The sequence below is a fragment of the Ruegeria sp. CL6 genome (assembly GCF_056536465.1).
Genome location: NZ_JBQFPR010000012.1, coordinates 17,412 through 41,549, shown reverse-complemented (window position 1 = coordinate 41,549; position 24,138 = coordinate 17,412). Strand labels below are relative to the sequence as shown.

The following is a 24,138-nucleotide window of genomic DNA, read 5'->3' as shown; positions in this document are numbered from 1 at the left end:
AGCGCCCAGCGCTGTGATCTGAATCACACGGCAGTCCTGCATGGACACAGACACCCAAACCCGTTACCACGCAGACGTTTGCCAAAAAGGAGCGCCCAATGTCCGACGACCGCCTGATCGTAGCCCTAGATGTCCCCAATGCCCTGCAGGGGTTGGCCATGGCCGAGCGGCTTGGCGACAGCGTGTCCTTCTACAAGATCGGTCTGGGTATGCTGACCGGTGGCGGGCTGGCTTTGGCCAATGAACTCAAACAAGATCACGGCAAACGCATCTTTCTGGACATGAAACTGTTCGACATCGGCAATACGGTCGAAAACGCTGTGCGAGGGCTGGCGCAGTTCGATCTGGATTTCCTGACAGTGCATGGCGATCCACATGTGGTGCGCGCCGCGAAAGAAGGTGCTTCGGGCAAAGACTTGAAAATCCTTGCGGTCACGATCCTAACGTCGCTGAACCGCGATGATCTGGATGCAAGCCTGCTGAAAGAGGGCGACGTGCAGGAACTGGTTGTTGAGCGTGCCGCCCGCGCACTTGAGGCCGGGGCAGATGGCGTCATTGCCAGCCCGCAAGAGGCCGCGCTGATCCGTGCTTTGCCACAGGCCGAAGGTCGCTTGATCGTAACCCCCGGCGTTCGCCCGGCCGGGGCGGCTTTGGGCGATCAAAAGCGTGTCGCGACCCCTGCCAGCGCAATCGGGGACGGTGCCGATCACATCGTGGTCGGACGCCCAATCTATCAAGCAGAGGATCCCAAAGCGGCCGCCGAGGCAGTTCTTGCTGAGTTAAATTCTTTGGCTCAGCATTAGTCGAGGTATCGGGAATCGGTTGGAAATCACCACGAAACACAGGCCAACCGGTTGACCTCACGTCGCTTTTTCCAAAATCCGCGCCAAATCGTCCCTGTGCCCGAAAACACACATGAAAAATACGAGATTTGGCTATGTGACCTAGGTCCTATCGAAATGCGGGGTTTTGAGCGATTCTAAGGTCGTGATACTCCCCGCGGACCGTATCTTCCTGAGGTCCGTCACCTCCCCCCGCCCACTTGCGGGGGGTCTTCTTTTGGACTGAATGGCCCGAACGCAATCGTCGGTACTTTGCCCGGCTTGGCAGCGTGGTATAAGGGGCTTCCCGAAACAAACACCCCCAGTACGGAACCGTTCTGATGCCCGGCTTTTGCCGAGATTGCCTGTCCATATCCTCGGATGCACGCCGATGCGGTGCCTGCGGCAGCCCCCGGATCAAGTCGCATCCCGAACTGTTTGACCTGTCGATCGCGCATATGGACTGTGACGCGTTTTATGCCTCCGTCGAAAAAAGGGACAACCCGGAACTCGCGGATAAGCCGGTGATCATTGGCGGAGGCAAACGTGGCGTCGTCTCAACCGCGTGCTATGTTGCCCGCATCCGAGGGGTGCGGTCAGCGATGCCGATGTTCAAAGCGCTGCAACTCTGCCCGGACGCCGTCGTGATCAAACCACGCATGTCAGTTTATGCCGAGGTCTCGCGCGAGATACGCGCCATGATGGATGAACTGACCCCCGTGATCGAACCCCTGTCTCTGGACGAGGCGTTCATGGATCTGTCTGGCACCGAACGCCTGCACGGTGCGCCGCCCGCTGTCATGCTGGCCGGACTTGTAAAGCGCATGAAGGACGAGTTGGGCGTCACAGGCTCGATCGGGCTGTCGCATAACAAGTTCCTGGCGAAGGTTGCATCGGACTTGGATAAACCACGCGGGTTTTCGGTGATCGGACAGGCAGAAACGGCATCCTTTCTGCATGACAAGCCCGTCCGCCTGATCTGGGGCATCGGCCCTGCCGCGCAGGAGTCGCTGGATCGTGCCGGCATCCGCACATTTTCCGACCTGTTGCGCTGGGATCAAGAGGCTCTGACCGCGCGGTTCGGATCAATGGGCTATCGGCTTTGGCATCTGGCGCGCGGACAGGACAAGCGCCGCGTTTCCGCGCACGAGCCGATGAAATCCATCAGCAACGAAACCACGTTTTTTGAGGATACGGCCAATTTAGACATTCTCGATGGCCATCTGTGGCGCATGGCGGAAAAAGTGGCTGACCGGGCCAAGGCCAAAGGTTTGGCGGGGCGGGTCGTGACCCTGAAGCTGAAAAAAGCCGACCACAAAGTACTAACCCGGCGTGTATCTCTGCGAGATGCAACCCAGATCGCGGATCGTATTTACCGCACGGCTCGTGGGTTGTTCGATCAGGTAGGGGATCAGGGCCCATACCGCCTGTTGGGTTGTGGCATCTCCGATCTTTGTTCTGAAGATCAGGCCGACATTTCGGGGGACTTGCTGGACCCCAACGCCACCCAGCGGTCGCAGGCGGAACGCGCCACGGATGAAATCCGACGCCGTTTCGGAACCGACGCCATCGTCAAGGGCCGTGCCTTGCGGTGACGTTACTCTGCGGCCAGCCGCAAAGACTCATCGCCGATCTGTGAGATATCCATGATGACCTGCCGCAGCGTGTCCCGGAACGGGGCGAAATTGGCATTTGGCGCGATCCGGGTTTCGTCCATATAAAGCGACCTGTCGATCTCAATCTGGACTGCATGCTGATTGCGTCCGGGCCGTCCATATGTCTGCGTCACATAAGCCCCCGCAAATGGCGCGTTCCGAGCGACCGTCAACCCGGCAGCGACAAACGCCGCCTCGATCCGATCTACGATCTCGGGCGAGGCTGAGGCTCCAAACCGGTCGCCCAACACAATCTGTGGTCGCCGGGTACCACTTGATCCGGCCATTGCAACCGCCTCATGCGGCATCGAATGACAATCAACCAGAATCGCCTGCCCGAACGAATCCAACGATTCCTTTAACAAGGACTTCAGACGCGCGTGATAAGGCCGCCAGCAGGTGTCGATACGCAGACGCGCTTCGTCCATTGTCAGCTTACCGCGATAGATCGCACGGCCGTTGGCAACGACCCGCGGAATCACTCCCAACCCCGACGCCACCCGAGGGTTGTGACCCTGACGGCGCGCGCCTTCGATCAAAGCCGGGTCCAGTTCCTCGGCACTGCGGTTGAGGTCCAGATAGGCGCGGGGTTTCGTCGCTGAAATCAGCGGCGCGCCATATTCGGCAGCAGGCGAAAACAACTGATCCACAAAGGCATCTTCCGAGGATCGAATCACATCGCGGCTCAGAACAGTTCGTTGCAGCAACGATTGCGGGTAATTCCGACCGCTATGAGGAGAGGAATACACAACACAAGACGTGCGCTTGGCGGGCAAATCCAATACATAGGCGGTGTTCTGCATAACGACTCCTTGTTCGCGTCCAACATAGACCGGAAAATAGTTCTTCCAAACCCCTTGAACCCCTTTGCGACTCCTTTTATAGACCCCGCTACCGGCGCGGGGTTCCGCGCCCCATTTCGTTATGGGGCAGGGCACGCAAAGGTAAGTGGGCGGTTAGCTCAGCGGTAGAGCACTTCGTTGACATCGAAGGGGTCACAAGTTCGATCCTTGTACCGCCCACCATCGTTTCACTGTTCCGGGCAACCGGGGCACCCGCTAACCCAGGCGCTGGCCACGTCTTTGATGAAGGCGCCGCAGATTGGAGACAGACCCATGAAGGTCAAGAACTCGCTCCGCTCGCTCAAGAACCGGCACCGTGATTGCCGGATTGTGCGTCGCAAAGGCCGCGTCTACGTGATCAACAAGACGCAGCGCAAGTTCAAAGCTCGCCAGGGCTAAGAACCGCTCAATACGAATAGAAAGAACCGCGCCTCTGAGCGCGGTTTTTTTGTTTGCAGGTCAGAACGTGATCCCGGCATGGATCAAAATACCGATGACCATCAAGATATTCAGAATCATCGAGATTCCGTTGCCCACATAAATCGGCAACTTTCCGACGACCAACCCGTAGATAAACCACAGCATCGAAAGCCCCGCATAAAGTGACCATGACAAAAGGGACTGGCCGCTCGCGTGTTGGGAATGTGTGAAATACAGCTTCATGAGCTGCGGCAGCGTTGCAAACGGACCGACCACTCCGATGAAAACCATGAACCCCTCGAACCGCGCCATCCAATGACCGAGGTTGGACTTCTCAAGCTTTTCAGCCAGCGTTTCCGTCATCGAATGTGTCCTTTCGCGTGGCGATCAATACAAATAATCCGCAGTCATTGCCCGGAAGCTATCTGACAATTTAACCGTTTCGGCCTCGTCCACCAAGAAAAACGCAAATCAGGATGGCACAGATCTTAACCCGCCACCATTTTCCCAAGTAATTTTGTCAGATTTCCTTGCATCCCCCTCAGAATCGTTTAATTGACCAAATCAGTCGGGTTATCCCCGCCGCGATTTTTCAATTTTGGGACATATGATGCTGAAATCCTCTACCTGCGTTGCCGCCGCTCTGACGGCCCTGATCGCAAATTCTGCCGCTGCTGAAGGCGAGCTGAACCTTTACTCCTCGCGCCACTATGACACCGACGAGCGCCTGTATTCCGATTTTGAAGAGGCAACCGGAATCACCATCAACCGTATCGAAGGCAAAGCTGACGAACTGATCGCCCGCATGGAAGCCGAAGGTGCAAACTCGCCCGCTGATGTGCTGCTGACCGTGGATACCTCACGCCTGGCCCGCGCCAAGAACGCCGGCATCCTACAGGCGATTGACAGCGCAGTTCTGGAAGACCGCATTCCCGCCAACCTGCAGGACGAAGACAACCAGTGGTACGGTTTCTCACAGCGCGCGCGCATCATCTTTTTTGACAAGGCCGACGTCGCCACCCCGCCCGCAAGCTATCTTGATCTCGCCAAACCGGAATACAAAGGTCTGGTCTGCATCCGGTCGTCCAGCAACACCTACAACCAGACCCTTCTGGCCTCGATCATCACAAACCATGGTCGTGAAGCAGCCAAAACCTGGGCCGAAGGCGTTGTCGCAAACATGGCACGTGACCCGCAGGGCGGTGACACGGACCAATTGCGCGGGATCGTCTCGGGTGAATGTGAGATCGCCGTTTCAAACTCGTACTACTTCGCCCGCGCGCTGCGTAAGGATGTGAAAGGTCTGAGCGCCGATATCGACATGATTGGCGTGCAGTTCCCCGCACAAGACGCCGAGGGCGCGCATATGAACCTGTCGGGCGCCGGGGTTGCTGTGCATGCACCGAACAAGGACAACGCAATCAAGTTCCTGGAATACTTGGCGAGCGATCAGGCGCAGGTCTATTTCTCGAACGGCAATGACGAATTCCCGGCTGTGGAAGGCGTAGCCTTGGCGGACAACGTCGCAACTTTGGGTGAGTTCAAGGCGGATGAGGTAAACCTTTCAGAGGTCGCCAAGAACATCCCGGAAGCTCAGAAAATCTTTAACGAGGTTGGTTGGAAGTAATTCCTCCAACTCATGAACAGAGATCGGGCGCGGGTGATTCCGCGCCCGTTTTCGTTTGTATTTCTATATTTTTGAATTACTATTCTCATATGCGAGAATTTTTCTTATTTCAGACTCATGCTTGATGATCTCTCGAACCGCCTTGCCAGCCGCCTGAACGAGCTTCGCCGATCACGCGGATTGTCGCTGGATCAGTTGGCAGATCAAAGCGGGATCAGCCGGGCAACTCTGTCTCGTATGGAGAAAGGCGATGTCAGCCCGACCGCAGAAACGCTGGGGCGGCTATGCGCCGCCTATGGCCTGCCGATGTCCCGATTGCTGATGATGGTTGAAGACAGCTTTGACCCGCGCGTGCCATTTGAACGTCAACCCGAATGGCGCGATCCCGAAACCGGTTTTACACGCCGATCCGTCTCGCCCCCTGCCACCGGTCTTAGCGGTGAGGTTCTTGAAGGTCACCTGCCGCCGGATACGGTGATCTCTTACGATGCGCCTCCGAAACCGGGTCAGGAACACCACGTGATCCTTCTGGACGGCGCAATGACCCTGACAGTCGACGGCGTTGCCCATGATCTGACCGGAGGCGACTGCCTGCGCTATCACCTCTCTGGCCCCACCCGGTTTGAAACGCCCCCGACCCGAGGCGCGCGTTACATGTTGGTTCTGATATGATCTCACGACTAACCAAAACCCAGCTCAACGATGCGCTGGATGATCTAACCGACATCCTGCACGCTTGCGTTCATGACGGGGCCAGCGTCGGGTTTATTCTGCCCTTCTCGCCCAGTCAGGCCCGAGGGTATTGGCAGAACCGGGTTTGGCCCGATGCGGAATCGGGTGCTTTGGACCTGTTTGCCGCCTATGACGCTGGGCGTGTTGCCGGAACGGTGCAGCTAGTCCCTGCATCCATGCCAAATCAACCTCATCGTGCGGACGTAGCCAAATTGCTGGTTCACCCAAACGCACGGCGCAAGGGTCTGGCGCGTGCGCTGATGGCAGCACTCGAGCAACGGGCAAAAGCTGTGGGCCGAACAATGCTGGTGCTGGACACACGCAGCTCGGACCCGTCGCGTATCCTCTACCAAACTCTCGGGTTTCAGATCGCGGGGGAAATTCCGAACTATTGCCGGAATCCCTTTGAAGACCGGCTAGAGCCTACCACCTACATGTTCAAACACTTGTCCTGAACTAAGGTTCCGCGCGTGCCGATCGCCTAGCTGGATTGGTCCTGCGTTTCCCAATCCTCTAATTGCCCGCCCACCGCATAGCGAACAAGCGACAGTGCAGCTTGAAACGCCGCAGCGCCCCAAGAAGAACCTTGCATCACCACCCGTTTGCCATGCCACTATGAGGATATCGGTTGGAGGAGAGGCATGAAGGCGTGGTCAAGAGTGGGTCTGGTCATTTGCGCCGCGGTTCTGGCCGCCTGTGCGCCGAAAACACGAACCTATGATAAGACCGTAACAACCTCTGTCGCGACCGGACCGAACACCGCCCTGTCTCAGGCCGCGAACAGATTAGGAGACCCGAAAGACGGACGATCGGGCGTCAAACTCATAAGCGACGGAGAAGAGGCGCTGGTTTCGCGTCTAGTGCTGGCCGCCGCCGCCCAGCAAACAATCGATGCGCAGTACTATCTTTTGCACAACGATCCCACAGGCCACCTGTTTGCCGCCAGCCTATTGCAGGCGGCCGACCGAGGTGTCCGCGTTCGCCTGTTGCTGGATGACATGGATACGTCCAGCTATGATGCGATGACGGCCGCATTGGACAAGCACGAGAATATCGAAATCCGACTGTTCAACCCATTCTGGCGCGATCAAAGCCTGCTGGTCGCCGGTCTGACCGACTTCAAACGCATCAACCGCCGCATGCACAACAAGTCAATGACCGCAGATAACGCGTTCACCATTGTTGGCGGCCGCAATATCGGGGCCGAGTACTTCCTGGCGCGGAAGGAAATGAACTATGCGGATCTGGATGTCTTGGCCGCTGGCCCGGTCGTTCGTCAGGTCTCGGACAGTTTTGATGCCTATTGGAACAGCGCGTTTGCCGTCCCTGCCCGCGTTGTCATCGACGAGCCACAAGCCATCTCTCTTACAGAGGCCCGACTTCGGTTGACCGAGTTTGTCGAAGACGCAAAACAAACGCGCTATGGGTCGGCACTGCGCCGGTCGGCCGAAGAAAATTTCGCGGACGGCGCGCTGAAACTGGATTGGGTCCCAGCGCGACTGTACGCCGATCCACCGTCGAAAGCCGCCGGAGCCGAAAGCTCTGACCCCATTCTTGCGTCGCAGTTGCTACCTTATTTTGAAAATGCATCGCGCGAGGTGAATATCGTCTCGGCCTACTTTGTCCCGCGCACCAATGGCGTCAGGTGGATGACCGAACTGGAAAACCGTGGTGTCGAAGTGAAGGTCGTAACCAATTCGCTTGCATCCAACGATGTCGCGCCGGTTTATGCGCACTATGCCAAGAAACGCCGTGCTTTGCTGCGCGGAGGGGTCGAGCTGTATGAATTGCGCCCCGACGCGTATCAGGTTCAAAGGCGCGGAATAAACTGGGCACAGTCCCGCTCGGGGCTGCATTCCAAGGCGTTTGCGATCGACGATCGCTACTTGTTCGTAGGATCGTTCAACTGGGATCCGAGATCCGTGAACATCAACACCGAAATGGGCATCCTGATCGATTCACCCGCACTTACAGTTCAGACAATGGCCGCTTTGGACAATGCGCTGCCCGCCTACACATATAGCGTCACGCTTGAAAGAGCGGGCCAGTTAAAGTGGAAGACCCGGAACGAGGACGGCACTGTTTTAGAATACGACGCGGAACCGACAGGATCGGCATGGGACCATATCCTCGCCGGTTTTCTTGCCCTGCTGCCCATCGGATCGCAGCTATAGGCAGGAGCCTTCAGCCTAAAGCCACGATGAACCCCAGATCGCCGGCATTCACCTCGTATGGCGGCGATATTCATTCAGCGCCGCATCCAGGCCGATTTTCGGGTATACTCCACCGAAATGTTGCGCCTGTGCGCGGTCACGCGGCGACCGTCATTCAAGCCAGGGACAACAGGCCGGGTGGAGGAAACGGTTATGGAACAGCGGCTATCGGCCATTCTTGCAGCCGACATGGTGGGCTATTCGCGCCTGATGGAAATCGACGAGTTGGGCGTCTTGACCCGCCAAAAGAAATACCGCCGCGAACTGATCGACCCCGAGATCGCACGCAGCCGTGGTAGTATCGTGAAAACCACCGGCGACGGCATGCTGGCCACGTTTGAATCCGTGCAGGACGCGGTCAAATGTGCTGTCAACATCCAGACAGCCATGAACCGGAACGAAACCGAACTGGATGACGATCAGAGAATCCGGTTCCGCGTCGGCATCAACCTTGGCGATGTCATTTTCGACGACGGGGACATATTCGGCGATGGGGTGAACGTGGCCGCGCGGCTGGAGGGTCTGGCAGAACCGGGCGGAGTCTGCGTTTCGGATGTTGTGCATCAGGCCGTTCAGGACAGGGTCGAAGCAGCGTTTCGCGACATGGGTGGACAGCGCGTCAAGAACATAAGTCGCCCGATCCGCGTCTGGCATTGGTCGCCACAGGCTGCACCGGAACGAAAAGCGCCCGACATCTCTCATCAGCAGCGCGTGCGGTTTTGCCGGTCAGCCGATGGCGTCAACCTTGCCTGGGCGAGCACCGGCCAGGGGACACCCGTGCTAAAGAGTCCCAATTGGCTCAATCATATTGAATACGAATGGACCAGCCCGGTCTGGGGGGATTTCCTGTCCGAGATGTCCAAACTGTGCAAACTGGTCCGATTTGATCAGCGCGGTAATGGGCTATCCGATTGGGATGTCGAGGATATTTCGGAAGAAAGGATGATCGACGACATGATCGCCGTGGCTGACGCGGCGGGGCTGGACCGTTTCGGGCTGTTCGGCATCAGTCAGGGCTCTGCCTTTTCCGTTCGATTTGCCGCGAGGCACCCAGAGCGTGTAAAGTTTCTTATTCTTCTCGGGGGTTATGTCAGGGGGCGCATGGTGCGAGGGGATCCCGAAGCCGAGCAGTTCTATCAGGCGGCCCGGGCGATGGTGTCCGCCGGATGGGGTTCACCCAATCCTGTCTATCGCCATTTTTTCACGTCTTGCTACATGCCGGATGCAACCCCGGAAGAGGGTGCCAGCTTTGATGAAATGCAACGGATTTCCGTCAGCCCAAAAACAGCGCTTCGTATCATGGAGATGAACGCCCATGTCGACGCCCGCGCCGACGCGCAGAGCCTGAGAGTTCCGACGCTGGTTCTACATGCACAGGGCGACATGGCCGCCCCGATCAGCGAGGGCCGGGACACCGCGCGCGAAATTCCAACGGCGGAGTTTGTTGAACTGCCGGGGGCCAATCATTGCATGATACGAGGGCATGCAGGCTTTGATGAGTTTTTTCAGGAAATCGAACCGTTCCTGAAGCAACACGCAGATCGTGATCCGCTTGGGGCAACCTAGGGCAAACCGAACAAAAGCGAACAGCCTGACTTACATTCTTTGGAAACGCTGTCTCCTGCAGGGGCATATTGGCCACGCTGCGGCGACGACGTGGATGTGTGAAGCGTTTCATTTTGCCCAGAATCGTTTTCAGGCAATATGCTCGTCCAATGTTTGACGAGTTTTTGTGAGTGGATAGATGTATGCATCGAATATCGGCGCGCATTGCAGCGCCGCAAATGACATTAAAAGAAACGAATTTGCCCGAAAGTACCCTTTGCTGGATGACGCCTCGGTTCATGCACAATGGAAAAACGGCTCTTGGCAGATCACGCGTATAGGGGACATCTGGAAAAGAACTGGCAAAGTCCTGTCGGTTCCGCACGAAGGCGCCAATGCTTTTCCGTCCTTCCAGTTTGCCGAGGACGGCACCCCTTTGCCCCTGATGGAAAAAGTGCTCAGGGCGTTGCCATGCGAAATGACCCCTTGGCAGCGCGCCTTCTGGATAACGACCCCACGCAAGGAATTGGGCGGCGAGTTCCCGGTTGATTGCATCCAGGCCGGTGACGAGCGCGTGGTCGATGCGGCAGGCCGGGCGGGAGTTGTTCGGGATTTACCACCACATTCCTGAAGTATCCGGTTTCTTCCTTCAATCAGACCTAGCGCCAGCACTGCACCACTCAGCCGACGCATTTTCGGCTGACGGGGTTCATAGACGCACTATGTTCTGGAAAAGGGTCGTTGTTTAAACCGAGAGGTTCCCGGAATGTATTTTAAGTCTTTCAAAGCGATACTTCTTTCCAGTTTTGTGATCGTTGCAGGGCACGCCTCGGCGCAGGAGGTTGCCGACACGATCTACAGCGGAGGGCCGATCCTAACCATCGACGATGATCAGCCGACCGCCGGGGCTGTAGCCGTCAAGGACGGGCGAATTCTGGCCGTTGGCGACCTTGACGAGGTCATGGCAAGCAAGGGTGACACGACTGAACTTTTCGACCTTGACGGCCGTACCATGCTGCCGGGCTTTGTGGACAGTCACGGCCACGTTGTGTTTGGCGGACTACAGGCGCTGTCCGCCAATCTGCTGGCACCACCGGACGGCGCGGTGACGGATATCGCAAGCCTGCAGAACACATTGCGCGCGTGGGTCAAGGACAACGCAGATGCGGTTCAAAGAACCGGAGTGATCATAGGCTTTGGCTACGACAATGCCCAACTTGCCGAACTGCGTCACCCGACCCGCGAAGACCTCGACGCGGTGTCGACCGACCTGCCCGTCATCATCGTTCACCAATCCGGGCATCTGGGCGTTGCAAACTCGAAAGCGCTGGAGGTCATCGGGTTTGACGCGTCAACGGAAAACCCCGCAGGCGGCGTCATTCAAAGGGACGCAAACGGAGAGCCAAACGGCGTATTGGAGGAATATGCGTTCTTTGCGGCCCTGGTTCCGGTCCTTGCACAGCTTGGTCCCGAGGCCTTGCTGGCCTTTGCCGAGGCAGGTTCAAACCTGTGGGCCAGATTCGGCTATACAACCGCGCAGGACGGGCGATCATCCGCAGAAGTTGTCGAGGCGCTCAAGTCGGCGGCCGCCGACGGCAAGATACCGGTTGATGTGGTATCCTTTCCCGATGTTCTGGAAGCAAGGGATTATATTGCTGAAAATGCCTCGTCCAACTACGTGGACGGAATCCGCGTTGGCGGCTGCAAACTGACAATAGACGGCTCGCCTCAGGGCTTCACCGCACTCAGAGATCGCCCATACTACGATCCCGTTGGCGAATACCCGGCAGGGTATGCCGGTTATTCCGCGGTTTCGATGGAACAGGTACAGGACGCCGTGAACTGGTGTTTTGAAAAAGGTCTGCAAATCATCACCCACGCCAACGGGGAAGGCGCTTCGGATATGTTGATCGCTGCCTTGGAAGTCGCTCGGATGACTTACGGAGACCCCGGAAACCGCCCAGTGCTGGTCCACGGTCAGTTCCTGCGCGAAGATCAGGTTGCAGCGTACAAGCGTCTCGGCGTGTTTCCTTCGGTCTTTCCAATGCACACATTCTATTGGGGCGACTGGCATCGCGACCACACGGTTGGCCCAATAAATGCCGAGAACATTTCACCCACTGGCTGGCTGGTTGAACGAGGGATGATGTTCGGGTCGCATCATGATGCACCCGTCGCCTTCCCGGACAGTATGCGCATACTCGACGCAACGGTTACTCGCCGGACCCGCTCTGGCGACATCCTCGGTCCGCACCAACGCGTCGATGTGATGACCGCGCTGAAGGCGTTGACCATCTGGCCCGCGTGGCAACATTTTGAAGAAGATCAAAAGGGATCAATCGAAATCGGAAAACTTGCTGACTTTGTACTGCTGGCGCAGGACCCGACCGCTATTGACCCCGAAAAGCTGGATGAGAACCGCGTCGTGGCGACCATCAAGGAAGACACGATAATCTTTGAAGCCACGGCTGAGACCAAGGAAGGCAACCTGCGGGTTTCTCCTTTCATGAGCGACCCGGTTACGGCCCATCGTTTTCTTCATGCCATGTATCAAGGGACCGGAGTGGAAGCGCCTTGGCTACAAAAGGCGCTTCCCGGTCTTCGATAAAAGTTGTCGCAGGGAACAGTTGGGCGATCCTTGCCAGAGCCTACCTATTCAGCGGCTTCCAGAACCGGCAGCGCCTGAATCAGCTCAGCCGTGGTTAGAATTTCATGGGCATAGGCAGGTCCGTTCACCTCGTGCGCCGTGTGCATACCTTCCTTTGAAAACGCCGCGGTTGCGTCTTTGACCAATGTAACGTGATAGCCCAATTCCATCGCGTAGCGTGTCGTGGACTCAATGCAGGTGTTCGCGACCAGACCAACAACAATCACTTTCTTGATTCCACACTGCTTGAGCAGGAAATCGAGGTCGGTATTCGCAAATCCACTCTGCCCCCAATGCTCCTGCGCGATGATATCGCCGGGCTTTGGGACAAAATCAGGGTGCCATTCACCGCCCCACTCACCACGGGCAAACATCTGGTGCTCAGCAACCCGCGCCTGGGACGGGCTGGGGTTTTGCCACTTTTCAACGTCCCCGGGTTCAGAGCGGTGATGGGGGACATAGAAGACCTGAACTCCGGCGCTCCGCACTGCAGTATCCAGCGCCCTGAGATTTGGCAGCAGGTTTGCTTCTTCTGCTGTTTCCTTGATCAGCCCCCACAGCTTGCCACCCTCAGAGATGAAGTCGTTATAGGGATCCACCAGCAAGTAACCGGTATCGGCAGGGGAATAGTTTGGGCTGGTCATGGTAGGCCTCCAGTGGTGTTTGGGGTCGAAAGTTCAGTATGATTTTCATATCCAACGATACACTATGGTTTTCATACCTAAAGTCAAGTAGGGTGAAATTCACCTGCTGCACCGGAGGTCAAATGAGCCAAAATCCCTCTCCTTGCCCGATCGAGCGGTCTGACCCGATCATCGGAGACCGATACATCATGCGAATTCTGCGCGAGTTGTTTTCCGGAAACAGCAGATTTGAGGAAATTCAGGCCCAAGCGGACATAACCCCGCAAATGGCATCGACCCGGCTGAAGAAAATGGTCGAGACAAATCTGGTGGAACGACGCTCGCTTGAAGGCACAAAAACGCGGTACGAATATGTTCTGACCGAACGTGGCCGGGCTTTGTATCCGGTTCTGATGGCGCTGCGGGAATGGGGGGAAACCTGGCAGAAAGAGGCTGATGAGCCTCTGGCCGTGCGTCATGTTCACAAGCCCTGCGGGACCGATCCCGGGGTCTCGCCAATCTGTCCGACTTGCCGCGAGCCGCTGAAACGCGAAGACCTCGAAGTTACCCTGAGTCCGGAATGGAAGGCGCTGCGCGAGCACCGCCACATGGCACGTTTCAAGGGAAGTCGGAAGCCTGGAAAAGTCGAATAGAATAAGGCTTGGCGTGTGTTCCTCGCGCGCGCCGGGTTTTCGTCACCCTGCTGTGCGCGTAAGGCAAGCGGGTCAAATTGTTACGCCGAAACGACCTCGGCGAACTGTCTGGACGCAATCGCCAGATTTGGATCTAGTAGCGACGATGCACCCTCTTTCGGCTGATGGCCTGCCCGTCCTTCTGGCGTTCGCGCAGAAAGACAAACAGACCTGACCCCAGGATCAGTGTGATCCCGATTGCGACAGGCAGGTCTGGCAGATCACCCCAGATCACCCACCCCCAAAAAATCGCCAGAGGCAGACCAACATACTCAAACGGCGCCACTGTTGCCGCATCTGCCAGCCGATACGCCTGCCCCAGACAATACCCGACGATTGCAGAATTCAACCCAAGGCCAACGAACAACCAGCGGTCGCCATCATCGGGCCAAACCCACGCACGCAACAAGAAAATCACGCTTTCGTTTTCAAAAGCGCTGGCATATCGACCATCCCCGGCAACCAGCCAAAACAGCAAACTGACAATGATGAAACACGTCTGAATATAGACCGCCATCGCCGACGCCTTGGACTTTGCGCCCAGAAACCGAGTCAGCACGCTGTTGAGAGCATAGGTAAAGGCCGCGACGACGGGCAGAACATACATCAGCAGCCCAACGTCTCGTTCGACCCCGGTCTGCCAGGGCCGAGTCATCACGATCACGCCGAAAAAGCCGACGACAACAGCGCCCAACCTCATCGGGCCGACCTTTTCGCCAAGAAGCGGGATACTCAGCAAGGTGATCATCAAAGGAGCAACGAAAAAGACGGCTGTGGCTTCGGCCAGAGGCATTACGGCCAAAGCGGTAAAGAAAGTCAGGTTGGCCGCAACTATGAGCACCCCGCGCAATAGATGCAGCCCCGGCCGATCCGTCTTCAGGATGCGCCAGCCGCCTTCGATCTGCACCAATGCAAGGCCAAACCCGATTCCAATCAGAGACCTTGCAAATACCATCTGATGCAATGGATACCCGCCCGACAGGAATTTGATCAGCATATCATTGACGGAAATCGCCAATATTCCGATCAGGATAAACGTGATGCCGGCGGTTGGGTTCTGCAGTTTTTGGTGCGTTTCCATTTGGCGACCTTTCATCCGGCCAATATCATGGGCCGTTCAACCGGTCACGCCGGACGGAAGGCGATCACCGTCACATCATCCAGCCGGTCTTCCGTGTTCCTATGGGCTTGAAAGGCGCTGTCGATGGTCTGCAAAAGCTCTGTCAAATTCGACCAGTTGCCCCGCTCGAGTATGGAAATTACTCTTTGATAGCCAAACGCCAAACGTTTTGCCCCGCCCAGTTGATCGATCAGACCATCCGTTGAAATCAACATGGTCACATCGTCGTCCACAGCGATTACGTGTTCAGAAAATTCTGGAGAGCTTGGAGTATCCGCATAGCCAAGGCTTAATTTGTCACCCTTGATCCGTTTGACCCCCTCGCCCGTCTTGACCAACAAGGACATGCGCGCGCCTGCAAATGTCGCTGTTCTTTTCTCTGAATCAATCTGGCAAATTGCGGTATCCATACCGTCATTAGAGCTTGCGTTGGATGCATCCTGATTCAGCAGGGCGCGGGTCAGGTCGCTCAACTTGGACAAAGCTGACGAAGGGTTCAGGCTCTCGTTTTCAAAGTAAAGTCGCTCAAGGGTCGCGATGGCCAGCATTGTCATGAACCCTCCGGGAACGCCGTGCCCAGTACAATCAATGACCGCAAGCGTCGAAACCGGCCCTGCCGTTCTAAGCCAATAGATATCTCCGCCGACCAGATCGCGTGGCTCCCACTTGACCGCGAACTCGGCAAAGGCGGCTTCACATTGCCTTGCGGGTGGCAATAGCCCGCGTTGAATACGCGTGGCATAGTTGACGCTTTCCACAATCTGCTGGTGGGCTTCGCGGATCGCAGTCACGCGCTCGACCTCACGATCGAGCATCGAGTTATAGCTTTGCACGACTTTGCCGATCTCATCTTCTGACCGATATGCCACCTTCTTGGGATCGTCGTGCAGTTCAAACCGCTCAATGGCGTTCAACAATTGACCAAGGGGCCGGTTGATCAACCATAGAAACGCGGCAGCACCAGCCAAAATCAGGGCAAGCCCACCGATAAAGCCCAGCAGCACGACGACCCCAACTTCTGTCCGCAGCTCTCGGTTGAGGATCTCTTGATCAATCCGCGCCAGCATCGTCGTCGGGCCAGCGCTGGTTGGTACGGAAACGACGATGTCCAAGCCCGTCTTTTTGATCTTGTCGCACCCTATGGCAGGCCAGGCGACCAGAACCTCCGAGCCTTGCTCGAGCTTTTGTTCTGCGCAGATCACATAGGGGAACCCGGAATACACCGCCAACAGACTTGTGGCCTGAGAGAGGTTCTCCGTTTCAACAAGCTCGGCAAGTGGCCGCGCGATGCGATTGGCGATCGTGGCCATTTCAGCCGCAACCTGATCTGTCTGGGCCTGCTTTTTGAATTCATAGTAAAACAGCAGGACAACCGCATTCAAAACACCCCCAATCATAAGGGTGGCCAGAATGTGCTTTAGGAAAATTCGGCGTTTTAGAAATGTCCCAATTCCAAGCAATAAACGCCCCAAACCCAATAGATATCTAGTTTCCGATTTTCTTCATCGCAGCCTGCAGCGCACCGCGGTTGTTGACGATCATTTGGACCACCTTGTAGTCCCCCGAGACTTCTCGGACCAGAAAGTCCGCCGTCACGGTATCGCCGTCCTCGGTAATCATTTCAGAACAGACGAAGTAGTCACGTCCTGCCGGAATGACCATCGGATGAACGTTTGCAGGGTATACGGTCTCGAACGCGTTGGTGGTTGTGTCCAGATATGTGTAAGCCCCGTCAACCATGACCCCATCGACATGCGATATCATGGCAGACTGTAGCTTTGCCTTCACTTCCGTCGGTATATCGGACGCCATCACCGGGCCGGAAAATAGCAGCAAAGCAACGACGCATAGTAGCTTTTTCATACTGACCTCCCATCTGAAAACCCTGCTCAAGTGATACACTAAACCTGCACAAATGTGTATATTATGATATTAAGCATAGACAAACTTGGCCCGTTCCAGTCCAGACAAGGGGAACAGATGCTTGCCAGCGAAGTCTATGAACTGCGCGCAAACCTGCGTAAGCAAGGCGTCGTTTTTGCCTATAGCGGGTATGTAACCGAAGGCATCCTCAGCGGCGTCGGTGACGCGCTCAAGCAAAAACTGGTTTCCGAAGATGCAGACACCAAGACCCTTCGCAGCGTCTTTGCGGTCTTTGTTGAGCAAATGCAAAATATCATCCGGTATTCGGCCGAACGGCTGCCCACGGATGGCGAAGCAGAAGTTCTGGATATCAGCTATGGCATCCTGACGATCGGAAACGAAGCGGACAGGTACGTCGTACACGCTGGAAATCTGGTTCTTCTGAATGATGTCGACACTATGCAAGGCCGCCTGTCGGCCTTGCGGAATATGAACCGCGAAGAACTCAAGGCTGCCTACAAGGACCAGCTTCGGTCCGACGCTCAAAGCGTTGGCAACAGTGCCGGTATCGGGTTGATCGAGATCGCACGCCGAGCCTCAAAGCCAATCGAGTTCGATTTCATGCGAGTTGACGATCAACACGCGTTCTTTGCGCTCAAAGCCACGGTCTGAGAGGGACGCATGCAGAATATTGAAATCCCTCCGACAAATCGCACCCCAACCGTAGAGTTTGAATTCGATACCGGGCACCTAAGGCTGATGGGCGAGTCCTATCCAGAAGATGTGACCACCTTCTACAATCCGTTGTTTGATGCTCTGAAAGAATGGCTGTCAAACGACGCGAATTCATACTGCCGGTTTGATTTCAAGCTCATCTATTTCAACTCCTCCAGCGCCAAGGCCATCATGATGATCATGGAGCTTCTGGATTCCGCTGCTGAGATGGGCAAAAGCATCGAAGTTTACTGGTTCCACGACCCCGAAGACGAAACCATGGAGGAGCTTGGCGAAGAATTCGGGGAAGACCTGGAACACGCAAAATTCTCGCTGGAAAAGTTGTCGGACCGATGACAATCGACGATCTTTTTTCTCGTGAGAAAGAGGTGCTCGAGACCGCCGAAGCGACGTTGGACAGTGAAAAATTGCCAGATGACGCAACGCGCAGTTCAATAAGAAACCTGATCCGGGAATACAGAAAGTTGCTGAAAACCACGCGTCGCATGATGCGGTTGAGCGACCGTAACGAGCGCGAACTGAACGCGTTGGCCGAACAACAGAGGGTCGCGGCCGAGGAAGTTACCCGAAAGAACCAAGAGCTTGAGGCATTGTCGGGCAAGCTCGCGAAATACCTCTCGCCACAGGTCTACAGCTCAATCTTTTCCGGCCGCCAGGAAGTGAAGCTCGCCAGTCAGAGAAAGAAGCTGACCGTGTTTTTTTCGGATGTGGCAGGGTTCACAGAGCTTACCGATCAGATGGAGTCGGAAGACCTGACGCAACTTCTGAACAGCTATCTGACCGAGATGGCGCAGGTCGCCCTGCAACACGGTGCGACCATAGATAAGTTCATAGGTGACGCGATACTCGTCTTTTTTGGCGATCCCGAAACGAACGGCGTAAGGGAAGATGCGTTGGCCTGCGTGCGCATGGCGATTGCGATGCGGGACAAGCTGGCAGATTTGCAGGCCGATTGGCGGCGTCAGGGACTTAGACAACAACTGCAATGCCGGATAGGAATCAACACGGGTTTCTGCACAGTCGGGAACTTTGGCAGTGACGATCGCATGGACTACACCATTATTGGCGGGGCCGTGAACATCGCCTCTCGGCTCGAGCATCAGGCCGATGAAGGTGAGATTTTCATCTCGTATGAAACCTGGGCGCACGTAAACGACGAAATAGAGACCGAAGAAGTTGGCCCCATTCAAGTCAAGGGCGTAAACCAGCCCGTGATCACTTATCGCGTTCTGGGCGCAAAGGGATCAAGGACCCACACAGGACGCGTGACATGCGACACGCCGAACTTTCATTTGTCGTTTGACGCGACATCCATGACGCCCGAAGAACGCGCCGAAAGTTTTGAGATACTGAAATCAGCCCTCTCGTCACTTCGCAAGTTTGACCCATAGGCATAGAAAATACCGCGCTGGCGTGCGGACTTTCCTTCAATTTGCACACAAGAAAAGGCTGCCCTGGCCATTCGCCAGTCACGGAACTTAATCGACATTCTTACTGGTTTCAGGGTTCAGATCGCCGTTCGGGTCCGTCAGAACGCCGGATGGAAAGGACACCGAGACTGGCCGATCCTCTGTATCAAGACAGAGCATATGGTTGTTGTCTCTGTCGCCTAGATCAGCAAGCGCCGCGGGCGCAATGTTCCGGCGAGATCCTTCTTTGGCCTCTACGGTGACCCTGTACAAGTCACGTTCCTTTGCGCCAGGCTCCTTGCCGTTGGCCAGCGTGACACCACCCGCCCAAGTTACCCTGACAGCTTGAACGATGTCCTTGCTCGGACAGAGGCTACCTCTTGTGCGGCGGGGCCCCAGGTTTCCGACCAACGTCCAATCCTCAACCTCTTGAGCAAGAACAATCGACGGCCCGTCCTCAAGCGGAGTTACTTCTACATTGGCCCCCTTGAAGTCGAGTGCCCGGTCAATGGAATACAAGTGCCCCACAACCCTGACCTCAGCAGGCGGGTCTTTGGCCGCGTCTCCAAAATCACCGATAAGAAGCACGGTACGCAATTCGCCCGGATCGGTAGCGGGCAACACTGATACGCAGTGCATAGTACCGATCTGGCCTGACTCTGTTACAACCTGGAAGTCTCCGGCCTGCACGGTTTCCAAGTCTACCTCGGTCGAGAATATCACCGGCATCCCGTGCTTGCCTCTCGACCCCCTGCAAATAAGGTTGGATACTAGGGGAAGCGCCTCTAACCCGTGGAAAGCCGACAATAACTCGGCGGTTTGCCCTCCTGCCGAGCTTGGCAGGTTCGCGTCTGGCGTCGTATCCGTCAGTTCCCGGCTAGAGACCTGCTGAGCCGAAGCCACCGTGCCAGACAATAGAAACACAGTGACGGACAAGAATAATGCACGCGCTTTATCCATTCTCATAGTACGTTCAGGCAATCAGACACCCCTCCTCACTTGGGCCAAAGTGTTGTCGCTCTGGCCGCTATGCTGTTGCCAACAGCGTATCGGAAAGTGCGTGTTCTGAAAGGGCCCCCGGTGCGCCGATTGCGACAAGTCTTGTTTCAGGTTTTATATCCCCCCAAGCTCCGTCCCGCGCGATGTCAATACGTTTACCCACGACCTGAACGAGTATGCGATGTTCGGGATCTTCCTCACTGAAGACGAAACCCTTGAGGCGATAAACCTCGCCCGGCAGATTCCGAATTGCGCTGCGAAGCGATGAAAGGCTTATCGGGCGTTCGGCCTTCATCATAGTCGTTGAAAAGCTGTCAGAATGATCAGCATGGTGACAACCGCAATCCGGCCCATGCTCGTGATGGTCGGGTATTTCCGCTTCGAGCTGCTCGGCGGCGAACCGACCTACGGAAAGCAATATGTCCAGCGGAACGTCGGCATTGGCCGCCTCGACCAGACGATACCGACGAAAACGAGACCCCAGCCAGTCATGCACCTTTTGAACGGTGGCCCGGTCCACAAGATCGACCTTGTTCAGAATAACCATGTCTGAGAACGCGATCTGGCGCAGCTTCAGTTCCATCTGCTCTGGCGCAGCAAACAGTTGCTCGGCGTCGACCAGACACATGAGGCTGTCCAGACGGATCATGTCCCGAAACCTCTGATCGGTGAAGGTCATCGCGATTGAAGACGGGTCCGAGACGCCGCTGGCCTCAAGAACGATATATTCCGGTTTCTCGGGCCGGGCGAGAACCGCCTCGACCGTTTCGATCAGATCATCCCGGATGGAACAGCAAACGCAACCATTCGCCAAACTCAGCACATCGTCTTCAAGACCGACCACAAGGTCGGCATCCACGTTGATTGATCCAAAATCATTGACCAGCACCGCCACCCGCAAACCGTGATTTCCGGTCAGGATACGGTTCAGAAGGGTGGTCTTACCGGCCCCAAGAAAGCCGGTCAGGATCGTGACGGGGATAGCCGAAGTCGAGCCGAATTCAATCATACCATCACTCCGCCTTTTTCTTGCGGTTGGGGATGACATCGTCAGTTTTGATGACAAAGTCGCTTGGCCATTCGGGATTGGGTGCGCGGAACACATCGGTCGGATAGTATTCCTTGGGATCAATCTCCATGTCCCGGTATTTCTGATCCTGCTGTTCGGCACGCGAGGACCGGGGCGCAGGCGGTTTGATTTCATCCGGCAGCGAAATGCGGCCTTCGGCCTCCATCTTGCCCAATTCGCGGAACGGCGCGACCGATCCCGATTTCCCCGGAAGCGTGGCCTTGCGATACCAGATTGAATCCTTGGTGACGTTGACCACGGCAACGTCCAGACCCCAGGCGAACAACCCGTCGTAATGCGCCCGGATACCTGCCAGCATCTCGGCGTCGATATCTTCGTCCTGCGTATAATGGGTCACCATGGCCAGGCGCGGGCGTGCCTCGGCCATCATCTTGCCGACCGCGTAGTGCGACGTGTGATGGGTGTCGATTGTGTAGTTGAACAGCTCTTGCGGCAGACCGTATTTGTACGTCATGAGCTGACCGATATCCTGACCTGACATTTCCGTCACGAACACGTCGACGCCTTTGCCGTATTCAAGGCTTAGCTCGTCCGGGCGACCATCGCCGGTCCAAACGAAACTCAGCCCGTTCCAATCCAGCCGATACCCGACGGCGCCATCTTTGGCGTGGCTGCGGGGCCAGGACCTGACCGTGACGCCATCTTCGTCATAGACAATGCCGCCCTCCTGCCGGAAATCGAATTCGTTGACGTCGATCTCGTAGCCGTCTCCGATCGGGAACACGTCGAAAGCCTCGAGATGCCACTTGAGCATCTGCTGCATCCCCTTGACCATTCCCGCTGTTCCAAGCTCGGGCGTCCGGCCCGAAGGGCCGTGAATACGCAACGGAGTATAGCCACCGGACCACGCCCGGAACGGATAAATGTACGGGATATCCGCGTAGTGATCGATATGCAGGTGCGTGATGAATATGTCGTTGATCAACTGACCGGGCACCTGCATCCCGATGATATTGCGAACGCATCCGGACCCGAAATCAAAGAAGAACCGCTTGCCGTTCCCCAGCTCGACCATGATGCAGGTGCCGGCCTGATCTTCACGCGGCGGAAACGGCGTTGACCCGCAGAACGAAATCCGCATTTCATCTGGCCCGATCTCCTCAGACAGCGGGAAGTAGTTCGCGTTTGAACCGGTCATGTATTTTGTAGGTCGAAAATACTCTGGCAGCGTAATGCCGCCAGCCGGTCGGCCACCATATGGATTGGCCAGGTTTCCCCCCAGCGGACCGTTGCCGGGATGCGCCTGCGCCGGTCCTGAACCATAGCTGACCGCACCTGTTGCCACCGCGCCCGCTGCCAGACCCTGTATCACTTTTCGACGCGAAGGGTTTTGAACTTCCTCAGCTTGCTGGTCCTGTTCAGTTTCGTGATCTTTGCCATTGTCTTCTGTTGTCATTGGGATGCCCTCAATCGGAAGTGTTACGGAGATTTCGCTTCGCCATCCGGCGAAGTTCGTTCACGAGTTCTGATCTGATGTGGGTCCATTCCGCCCGCTCAGCGGCCGTGATTGATGCGTCATCCAGCAGCGCTGAGACTTTCCTGAAGTCTTCAATGGCCTCGCTGAGAAATGCGTCCGCTTTGATACGCCCTGACAGCGCATCAGAAAGTTCTGGAATCTCTACACTCAGCTCTACCGACACTGGAAAATTCCCGGTTCCCACTATCTATTCTCGCATTAAGTTGAGTTCGGTTGACCACCAAGGCCAAGTGAGTCACCGTGAGTTGGGGGTGAGTTTGCTTTGAACCAAGCCAGTGATTTGTTGATAGATCAAGATGTTGAACAGCCTTCGCCGGATCTGGTCCGACAGGCGCTTGGTCGCGTGGTTTCCAGCGACGAGTTTCAAGCATCGCCTCGGCTTCAGCAATTTCTCACTTACGTCGTTGAGGAAACGCTGGCGGGTCGAGGGGCGCAGATACGAGGCAAAGCTATCGCCGTCGAAGTCTATGGCCGGCGCATTGACGGGACTGGCGGTCAAAATCTCGTTCGCGTCGAAGCCCGGCGGCTGCGCAGATTGCTACGCGAGTTTTACGAGGATCACTGGGACGGAACTGGTGTTCGCATCTTTGTCGATCCCGGCGGATACAAGCCCCGTTTTTCATACGACCCCTCGCAAAAAGAGGGTATCTCGGGCAAACCGGGTCATAGCGTGCCCTATACACCGTCGCGGCGCTTGCTATTGGCTGGTTTGGGGGTCCTCGTAAGCGTCACTTTCCTTGGTTTCTTGATAACCCGCGAAAGCGCCGAGCGCCTTCCAGCCCCTCACTCCAGCGCGCAGGCAGAACGGGCCGCACTTGGCGAGCAGTCGTTGACAAGATTGCAGGCAGCCAACCTTGCGGACCAGGCGCGCGGCATGTTTTTCCCCGTTTTCGATGTCAAACGTCAGCAAATGGCTTTGGGAATGTTTCAGCATGCGACAGAGCTCGACCCTGCCCTACCAGATGGGTATGCCGGGTCTGCGCAAGTCTTGGCGACCCTGGCCATGTTGTCCCCGGATGAAACACAAAGAGATGAGTTCCTGACTCAAGCGTTGGCAATGTCCGGCAAGGCGCTTGATTTGTCCCCGGCAGATGCCTGGGCAAACGCCGCAAATGGTTGGGTATCGGCCATTTCGGATCAACCAGGCGAAGCCCTGAAATTCGCTAAGATGTCTGCCGAACTTGCGCCTGTGGATGGTCATGTTCTGGACCTTGTTGGCATTACGGCCATTGTTGCCAATGCCCCTGACCTGGCCGCAGAAGCCAGCAACCCTGAGAGACCCAGAACCGGATCCGGCCGATTTGGAGCGAGGAATATCTGGGGGGTTTCACAGTTGATGCTGGGAAACTACGAAAATGTTGTCGAAGCCTTTCAAGGGGCACCAGCCGCAGGTGCGCCGGTAAGTGCGCCATCTCTCATATTCCAAGCGGTCGCGCATGATAAGTTAGGCAACTCTGCCGAGGCGGAATCGCTCGTGACGGAATTGCGCAAAACGTGGCCCGAATTTCCCTCGGAATTTCTGGTAGACAGGATATTTCATAACGACAACACAACACGGGATCTGATCCGTGAAACCTTGGGGAAATACTGACGCAACCGCCGCGTGATTGAGCCGCAAATTCGCTGTT

General features: G+C 56.3%; 25 protein-coding genes and 1 tRNA gene. 16 read left to right on the top strand and 10 right to left on the bottom strand.

The features are described 5' to 3' along the window. Window positions 1–98 precede the first annotated feature (98 nt). The gene (gene pyrF / locus ACR0LH_RS20740) at window positions 99–803 is read left to right on the top strand and encodes an orotidine-5'-phosphate decarboxylase (protein ID WP_170418640.1); all 705 of its coding nucleotides are present in this window, start codon (window positions 99–101) and stop codon (window positions 801–803) included. Window positions 804–1,162: 359 nt separating this feature from the next. Next, a complete protein-coding gene (locus ACR0LH_RS20735) occupies window positions 1,163–2,416 on the top strand; it encodes a DNA polymerase IV (RefSeq protein WP_170617610.1) in 1,254 nt (417 codons plus the stop codon). Window positions 2,417–2,418: 2 nt separating this feature from the next. On the opposite strand, the gene ACR0LH_RS20730 is transcribed toward ACR0LH_RS20735, so the two are convergent. Further along, window positions 2,419–3,279 (bottom strand): N-formylglutamate amidohydrolase, encoded by an 861-nt coding sequence (locus tag ACR0LH_RS20730; RefSeq protein WP_170486412.1) that lies wholly within the window; start codon window positions 3,277–3,279, stop codon window positions 2,419–2,421. A gap of 147 nt (window positions 3,280–3,426) precedes the next feature. On the opposite strand from ACR0LH_RS20730, the gene ACR0LH_RS20725 reads away from it, so the two are divergent. Both ACR0LH_RS20725 and ykgO read left to right on the top strand, forming a co-directional pair. Further along, window positions 3,427–3,501 (top strand) — tRNA-Val (locus ACR0LH_RS20725). 90 nt (window positions 3,502–3,591) lie between these two features. Continuing rightward, window positions 3,592–3,717, top strand: a complete 126-nt coding sequence (ykgO, locus tag ACR0LH_RS20720) for a type B 50S ribosomal protein L36 (RefSeq protein ID WP_008755722.1) — start codon at window positions 3,592–3,594, stop codon at window positions 3,715–3,717. Window positions 3,718–3,777: 60 nt separating this feature from the next. Here the strand turns inward: ykgO and ACR0LH_RS20715 are convergent, their stop codons facing one another. Further along, the gene (locus ACR0LH_RS20715) at window positions 3,778–4,101 is read right to left on the bottom strand and encodes a SemiSWEET transporter (protein ID WP_170390074.1); all 324 of its coding nucleotides are present in this window, start codon (window positions 4,099–4,101) and stop codon (window positions 3,778–3,780) included. 247 nt (window positions 4,102–4,348) lie between these two features. Between ACR0LH_RS20715 and ACR0LH_RS20710 the strand changes: the two genes are divergently transcribed. The 7 genes from ACR0LH_RS20710 to ACR0LH_RS20680 all read left to right on the top strand — a co-directional run bounded on the left by ACR0LH_RS20710 (window position 4,349) and on the right by ACR0LH_RS20680 (window position 12,463). Then, on the top strand, window positions 4,349–5,365 hold the full coding sequence (locus tag ACR0LH_RS20710) for an extracellular solute-binding protein (protein ID WP_480722309.1): 1,017 nt from the start codon (window positions 4,349–4,351) through the stop codon (window positions 5,363–5,365). Between the two features lie 117 nt (window positions 5,366–5,482). Beyond that, window positions 5,483–6,037, top strand: a complete 555-nt coding sequence (locus ACR0LH_RS20705; RefSeq protein WP_170555100.1) for a helix-turn-helix transcriptional regulator — start codon at window positions 5,483–5,485, stop codon at window positions 6,035–6,037. Then, entirely contained in the window at window positions 6,034–6,552 is a 519-nt protein-coding gene (locus tag ACR0LH_RS20700) for an N-acetyltransferase family protein (protein WP_480722307.1), read from the top strand. The genes ACR0LH_RS20705 and ACR0LH_RS20700 overlap by 4 nt, the downstream gene beginning before the upstream one ends. Window positions 6,553–6,738: 186 nt before the next feature. After that, window positions 6,739–8,271, top strand: a complete 1,533-nt coding sequence (locus ACR0LH_RS20695; RefSeq protein WP_480722306.1) for a phospholipase D family protein — start codon at window positions 6,739–6,741, stop codon at window positions 8,269–8,271. A gap of 192 nt (window positions 8,272–8,463) precedes the next feature. Next, window positions 8,464–9,876 (top strand): alpha/beta fold hydrolase, encoded by a 1,413-nt coding sequence (locus ACR0LH_RS20690; RefSeq protein ID WP_170568065.1) that lies wholly within the window; start codon window positions 8,464–8,466, stop codon window positions 9,874–9,876. Window positions 9,877–10,054: 178 nt separating this feature from the next. Then, window positions 10,055–10,486, top strand: a complete 432-nt coding sequence (locus ACR0LH_RS20685) for a hypothetical protein (RefSeq protein WP_170486418.1) — start codon at window positions 10,055–10,057, stop codon at window positions 10,484–10,486. 135 nt (window positions 10,487–10,621) lie between these two features. Continuing rightward, complete coding sequence (locus ACR0LH_RS20680; protein ID WP_480722304.1) at window positions 10,622–12,463, top strand: amidohydrolase; 1,842 nt, start codon at window positions 10,622–10,624, stop codon at window positions 12,461–12,463. A gap of 44 nt (window positions 12,464–12,507) precedes the next feature. Here ACR0LH_RS20680 and ACR0LH_RS20675 read toward each other — a convergent pair whose 3' ends face one another. Then, a complete protein-coding gene (locus tag ACR0LH_RS20675; RefSeq protein WP_480722303.1) occupies window positions 12,508–13,146 on the bottom strand; it encodes a cysteine hydrolase family protein in 639 nt (212 codons plus the stop codon). Window positions 13,147–13,268: 122 nt separating this feature from the next. On the opposite strand from ACR0LH_RS20675, the gene ACR0LH_RS20670 reads away from it, so the two are divergent. Further along, window positions 13,269–13,778 carry a winged helix-turn-helix transcriptional regulator gene (locus ACR0LH_RS20670; RefSeq protein ID WP_480722302.1) on the top strand — a complete coding sequence of 170 codons (510 nt, stop codon included), beginning with the start codon at window positions 13,269–13,271 and terminating at the stop codon, window positions 13,776–13,778. 133 nt (window positions 13,779–13,911) lie between these two features. Here the strand turns inward: ACR0LH_RS20670 and ACR0LH_RS20665 are convergent, their stop codons facing one another. The 3 genes from ACR0LH_RS20665 to ACR0LH_RS20655 form a co-directional block, all read right to left on the bottom strand. After that, entirely contained in the window at window positions 13,912–14,898 is a 987-nt protein-coding gene (locus tag ACR0LH_RS20665; RefSeq protein WP_480722301.1) for a DMT family transporter, read from the bottom strand. A 44-nt stretch (window positions 14,899–14,942) separates the two neighbouring features. Next, the gene (locus tag ACR0LH_RS20660) at window positions 14,943–16,334 is read right to left on the bottom strand and encodes a SpoIIE family protein phosphatase (protein ID WP_480722300.1); all 1,392 of its coding nucleotides are present in this window, start codon (window positions 16,332–16,334) and stop codon (window positions 14,943–14,945) included. An 88-nt stretch (window positions 16,335–16,422) separates the two neighbouring features. After that, window positions 16,423–16,800: a hypothetical protein gene (locus ACR0LH_RS20655; protein WP_170486424.1), complete on the bottom strand. Its 378-nt coding sequence runs from the start codon at window positions 16,798–16,800 to the stop codon at window positions 16,423–16,425. A 117-nt stretch (window positions 16,801–16,917) separates the two neighbouring features. Between ACR0LH_RS20655 and ACR0LH_RS20650 the strand changes: the two genes are divergently transcribed. Genes ACR0LH_RS20650 through ACR0LH_RS20640 form a run of 3 tightly spaced genes read left to right on the top strand, consistent with a single transcriptional unit; the run spans window position 16,918 to window position 18,926 of the window. Further along, window positions 16,918–17,472, top strand: coding sequence for a SiaB family protein kinase (locus ACR0LH_RS20650; protein WP_480722299.1), 555 nt, complete (start codon window positions 16,918–16,920; stop codon window positions 17,470–17,472). A 9-nt stretch (window positions 17,473–17,481) separates the two neighbouring features. After that, complete coding sequence (locus tag ACR0LH_RS20645; RefSeq protein WP_170486426.1) at window positions 17,482–17,871, top strand: DUF1987 domain-containing protein; 390 nt, start codon at window positions 17,482–17,484, stop codon at window positions 17,869–17,871. After that, complete coding sequence (locus tag ACR0LH_RS20640) at window positions 17,868–18,926, top strand: adenylate/guanylate cyclase domain-containing protein (RefSeq protein ID WP_480722298.1); 1,059 nt, start codon at window positions 17,868–17,870, stop codon at window positions 18,924–18,926. Before ACR0LH_RS20645 ends, ACR0LH_RS20640 begins: the two co-directional genes overlap by 4 nt. Window positions 18,927–19,013: 87 nt before the next feature. Here the strand turns inward: ACR0LH_RS20640 and ACR0LH_RS20635 are convergent, their stop codons facing one another. The 4 genes from ACR0LH_RS20635 to ACR0LH_RS20620 all read right to left on the bottom strand — a co-directional run bounded on the left by ACR0LH_RS20635 (window position 19,014) and on the right by ACR0LH_RS20620 (window position 22,673). Continuing rightward, the gene (locus ACR0LH_RS20635; RefSeq protein WP_480722297.1) at window positions 19,014–19,904 is read right to left on the bottom strand and encodes a hypothetical protein; all 891 of its coding nucleotides are present in this window, start codon (window positions 19,902–19,904) and stop codon (window positions 19,014–19,016) included. Window positions 19,905–19,971: 67 nt separating this feature from the next. Then, a complete protein-coding gene (locus ACR0LH_RS20630; RefSeq protein WP_480722296.1) occupies window positions 19,972–20,952 on the bottom strand; it encodes a CobW family GTP-binding protein in 981 nt (326 codons plus the stop codon). A gap of 4 nt (window positions 20,953–20,956) precedes the next feature. Continuing rightward, entirely contained in the window at window positions 20,957–22,429 is a 1,473-nt protein-coding gene (gntH, locus tag ACR0LH_RS20625; protein ID WP_480722295.1) for a guanitoxin biosynthesis MBL fold metallo-hydrolase GntH, read from the bottom strand. 10 nt (window positions 22,430–22,439) lie between these two features. After that, entirely contained in the window at window positions 22,440–22,673 is a 234-nt protein-coding gene (locus ACR0LH_RS20620; protein ID WP_480722294.1) for a hypothetical protein, read from the bottom strand. A gap of 99 nt (window positions 22,674–22,772) precedes the next feature. Between ACR0LH_RS20620 and ACR0LH_RS20615 the strand changes: the two genes are divergently transcribed. Beyond that, window positions 22,773–24,101: a hypothetical protein gene (locus ACR0LH_RS20615; protein WP_480722292.1), complete on the top strand. Its 1,329-nt coding sequence runs from the start codon at window positions 22,773–22,775 to the stop codon at window positions 24,099–24,101. The last annotated feature ends 37 nt before the right edge of the window (window positions 24,102–24,138 follow it).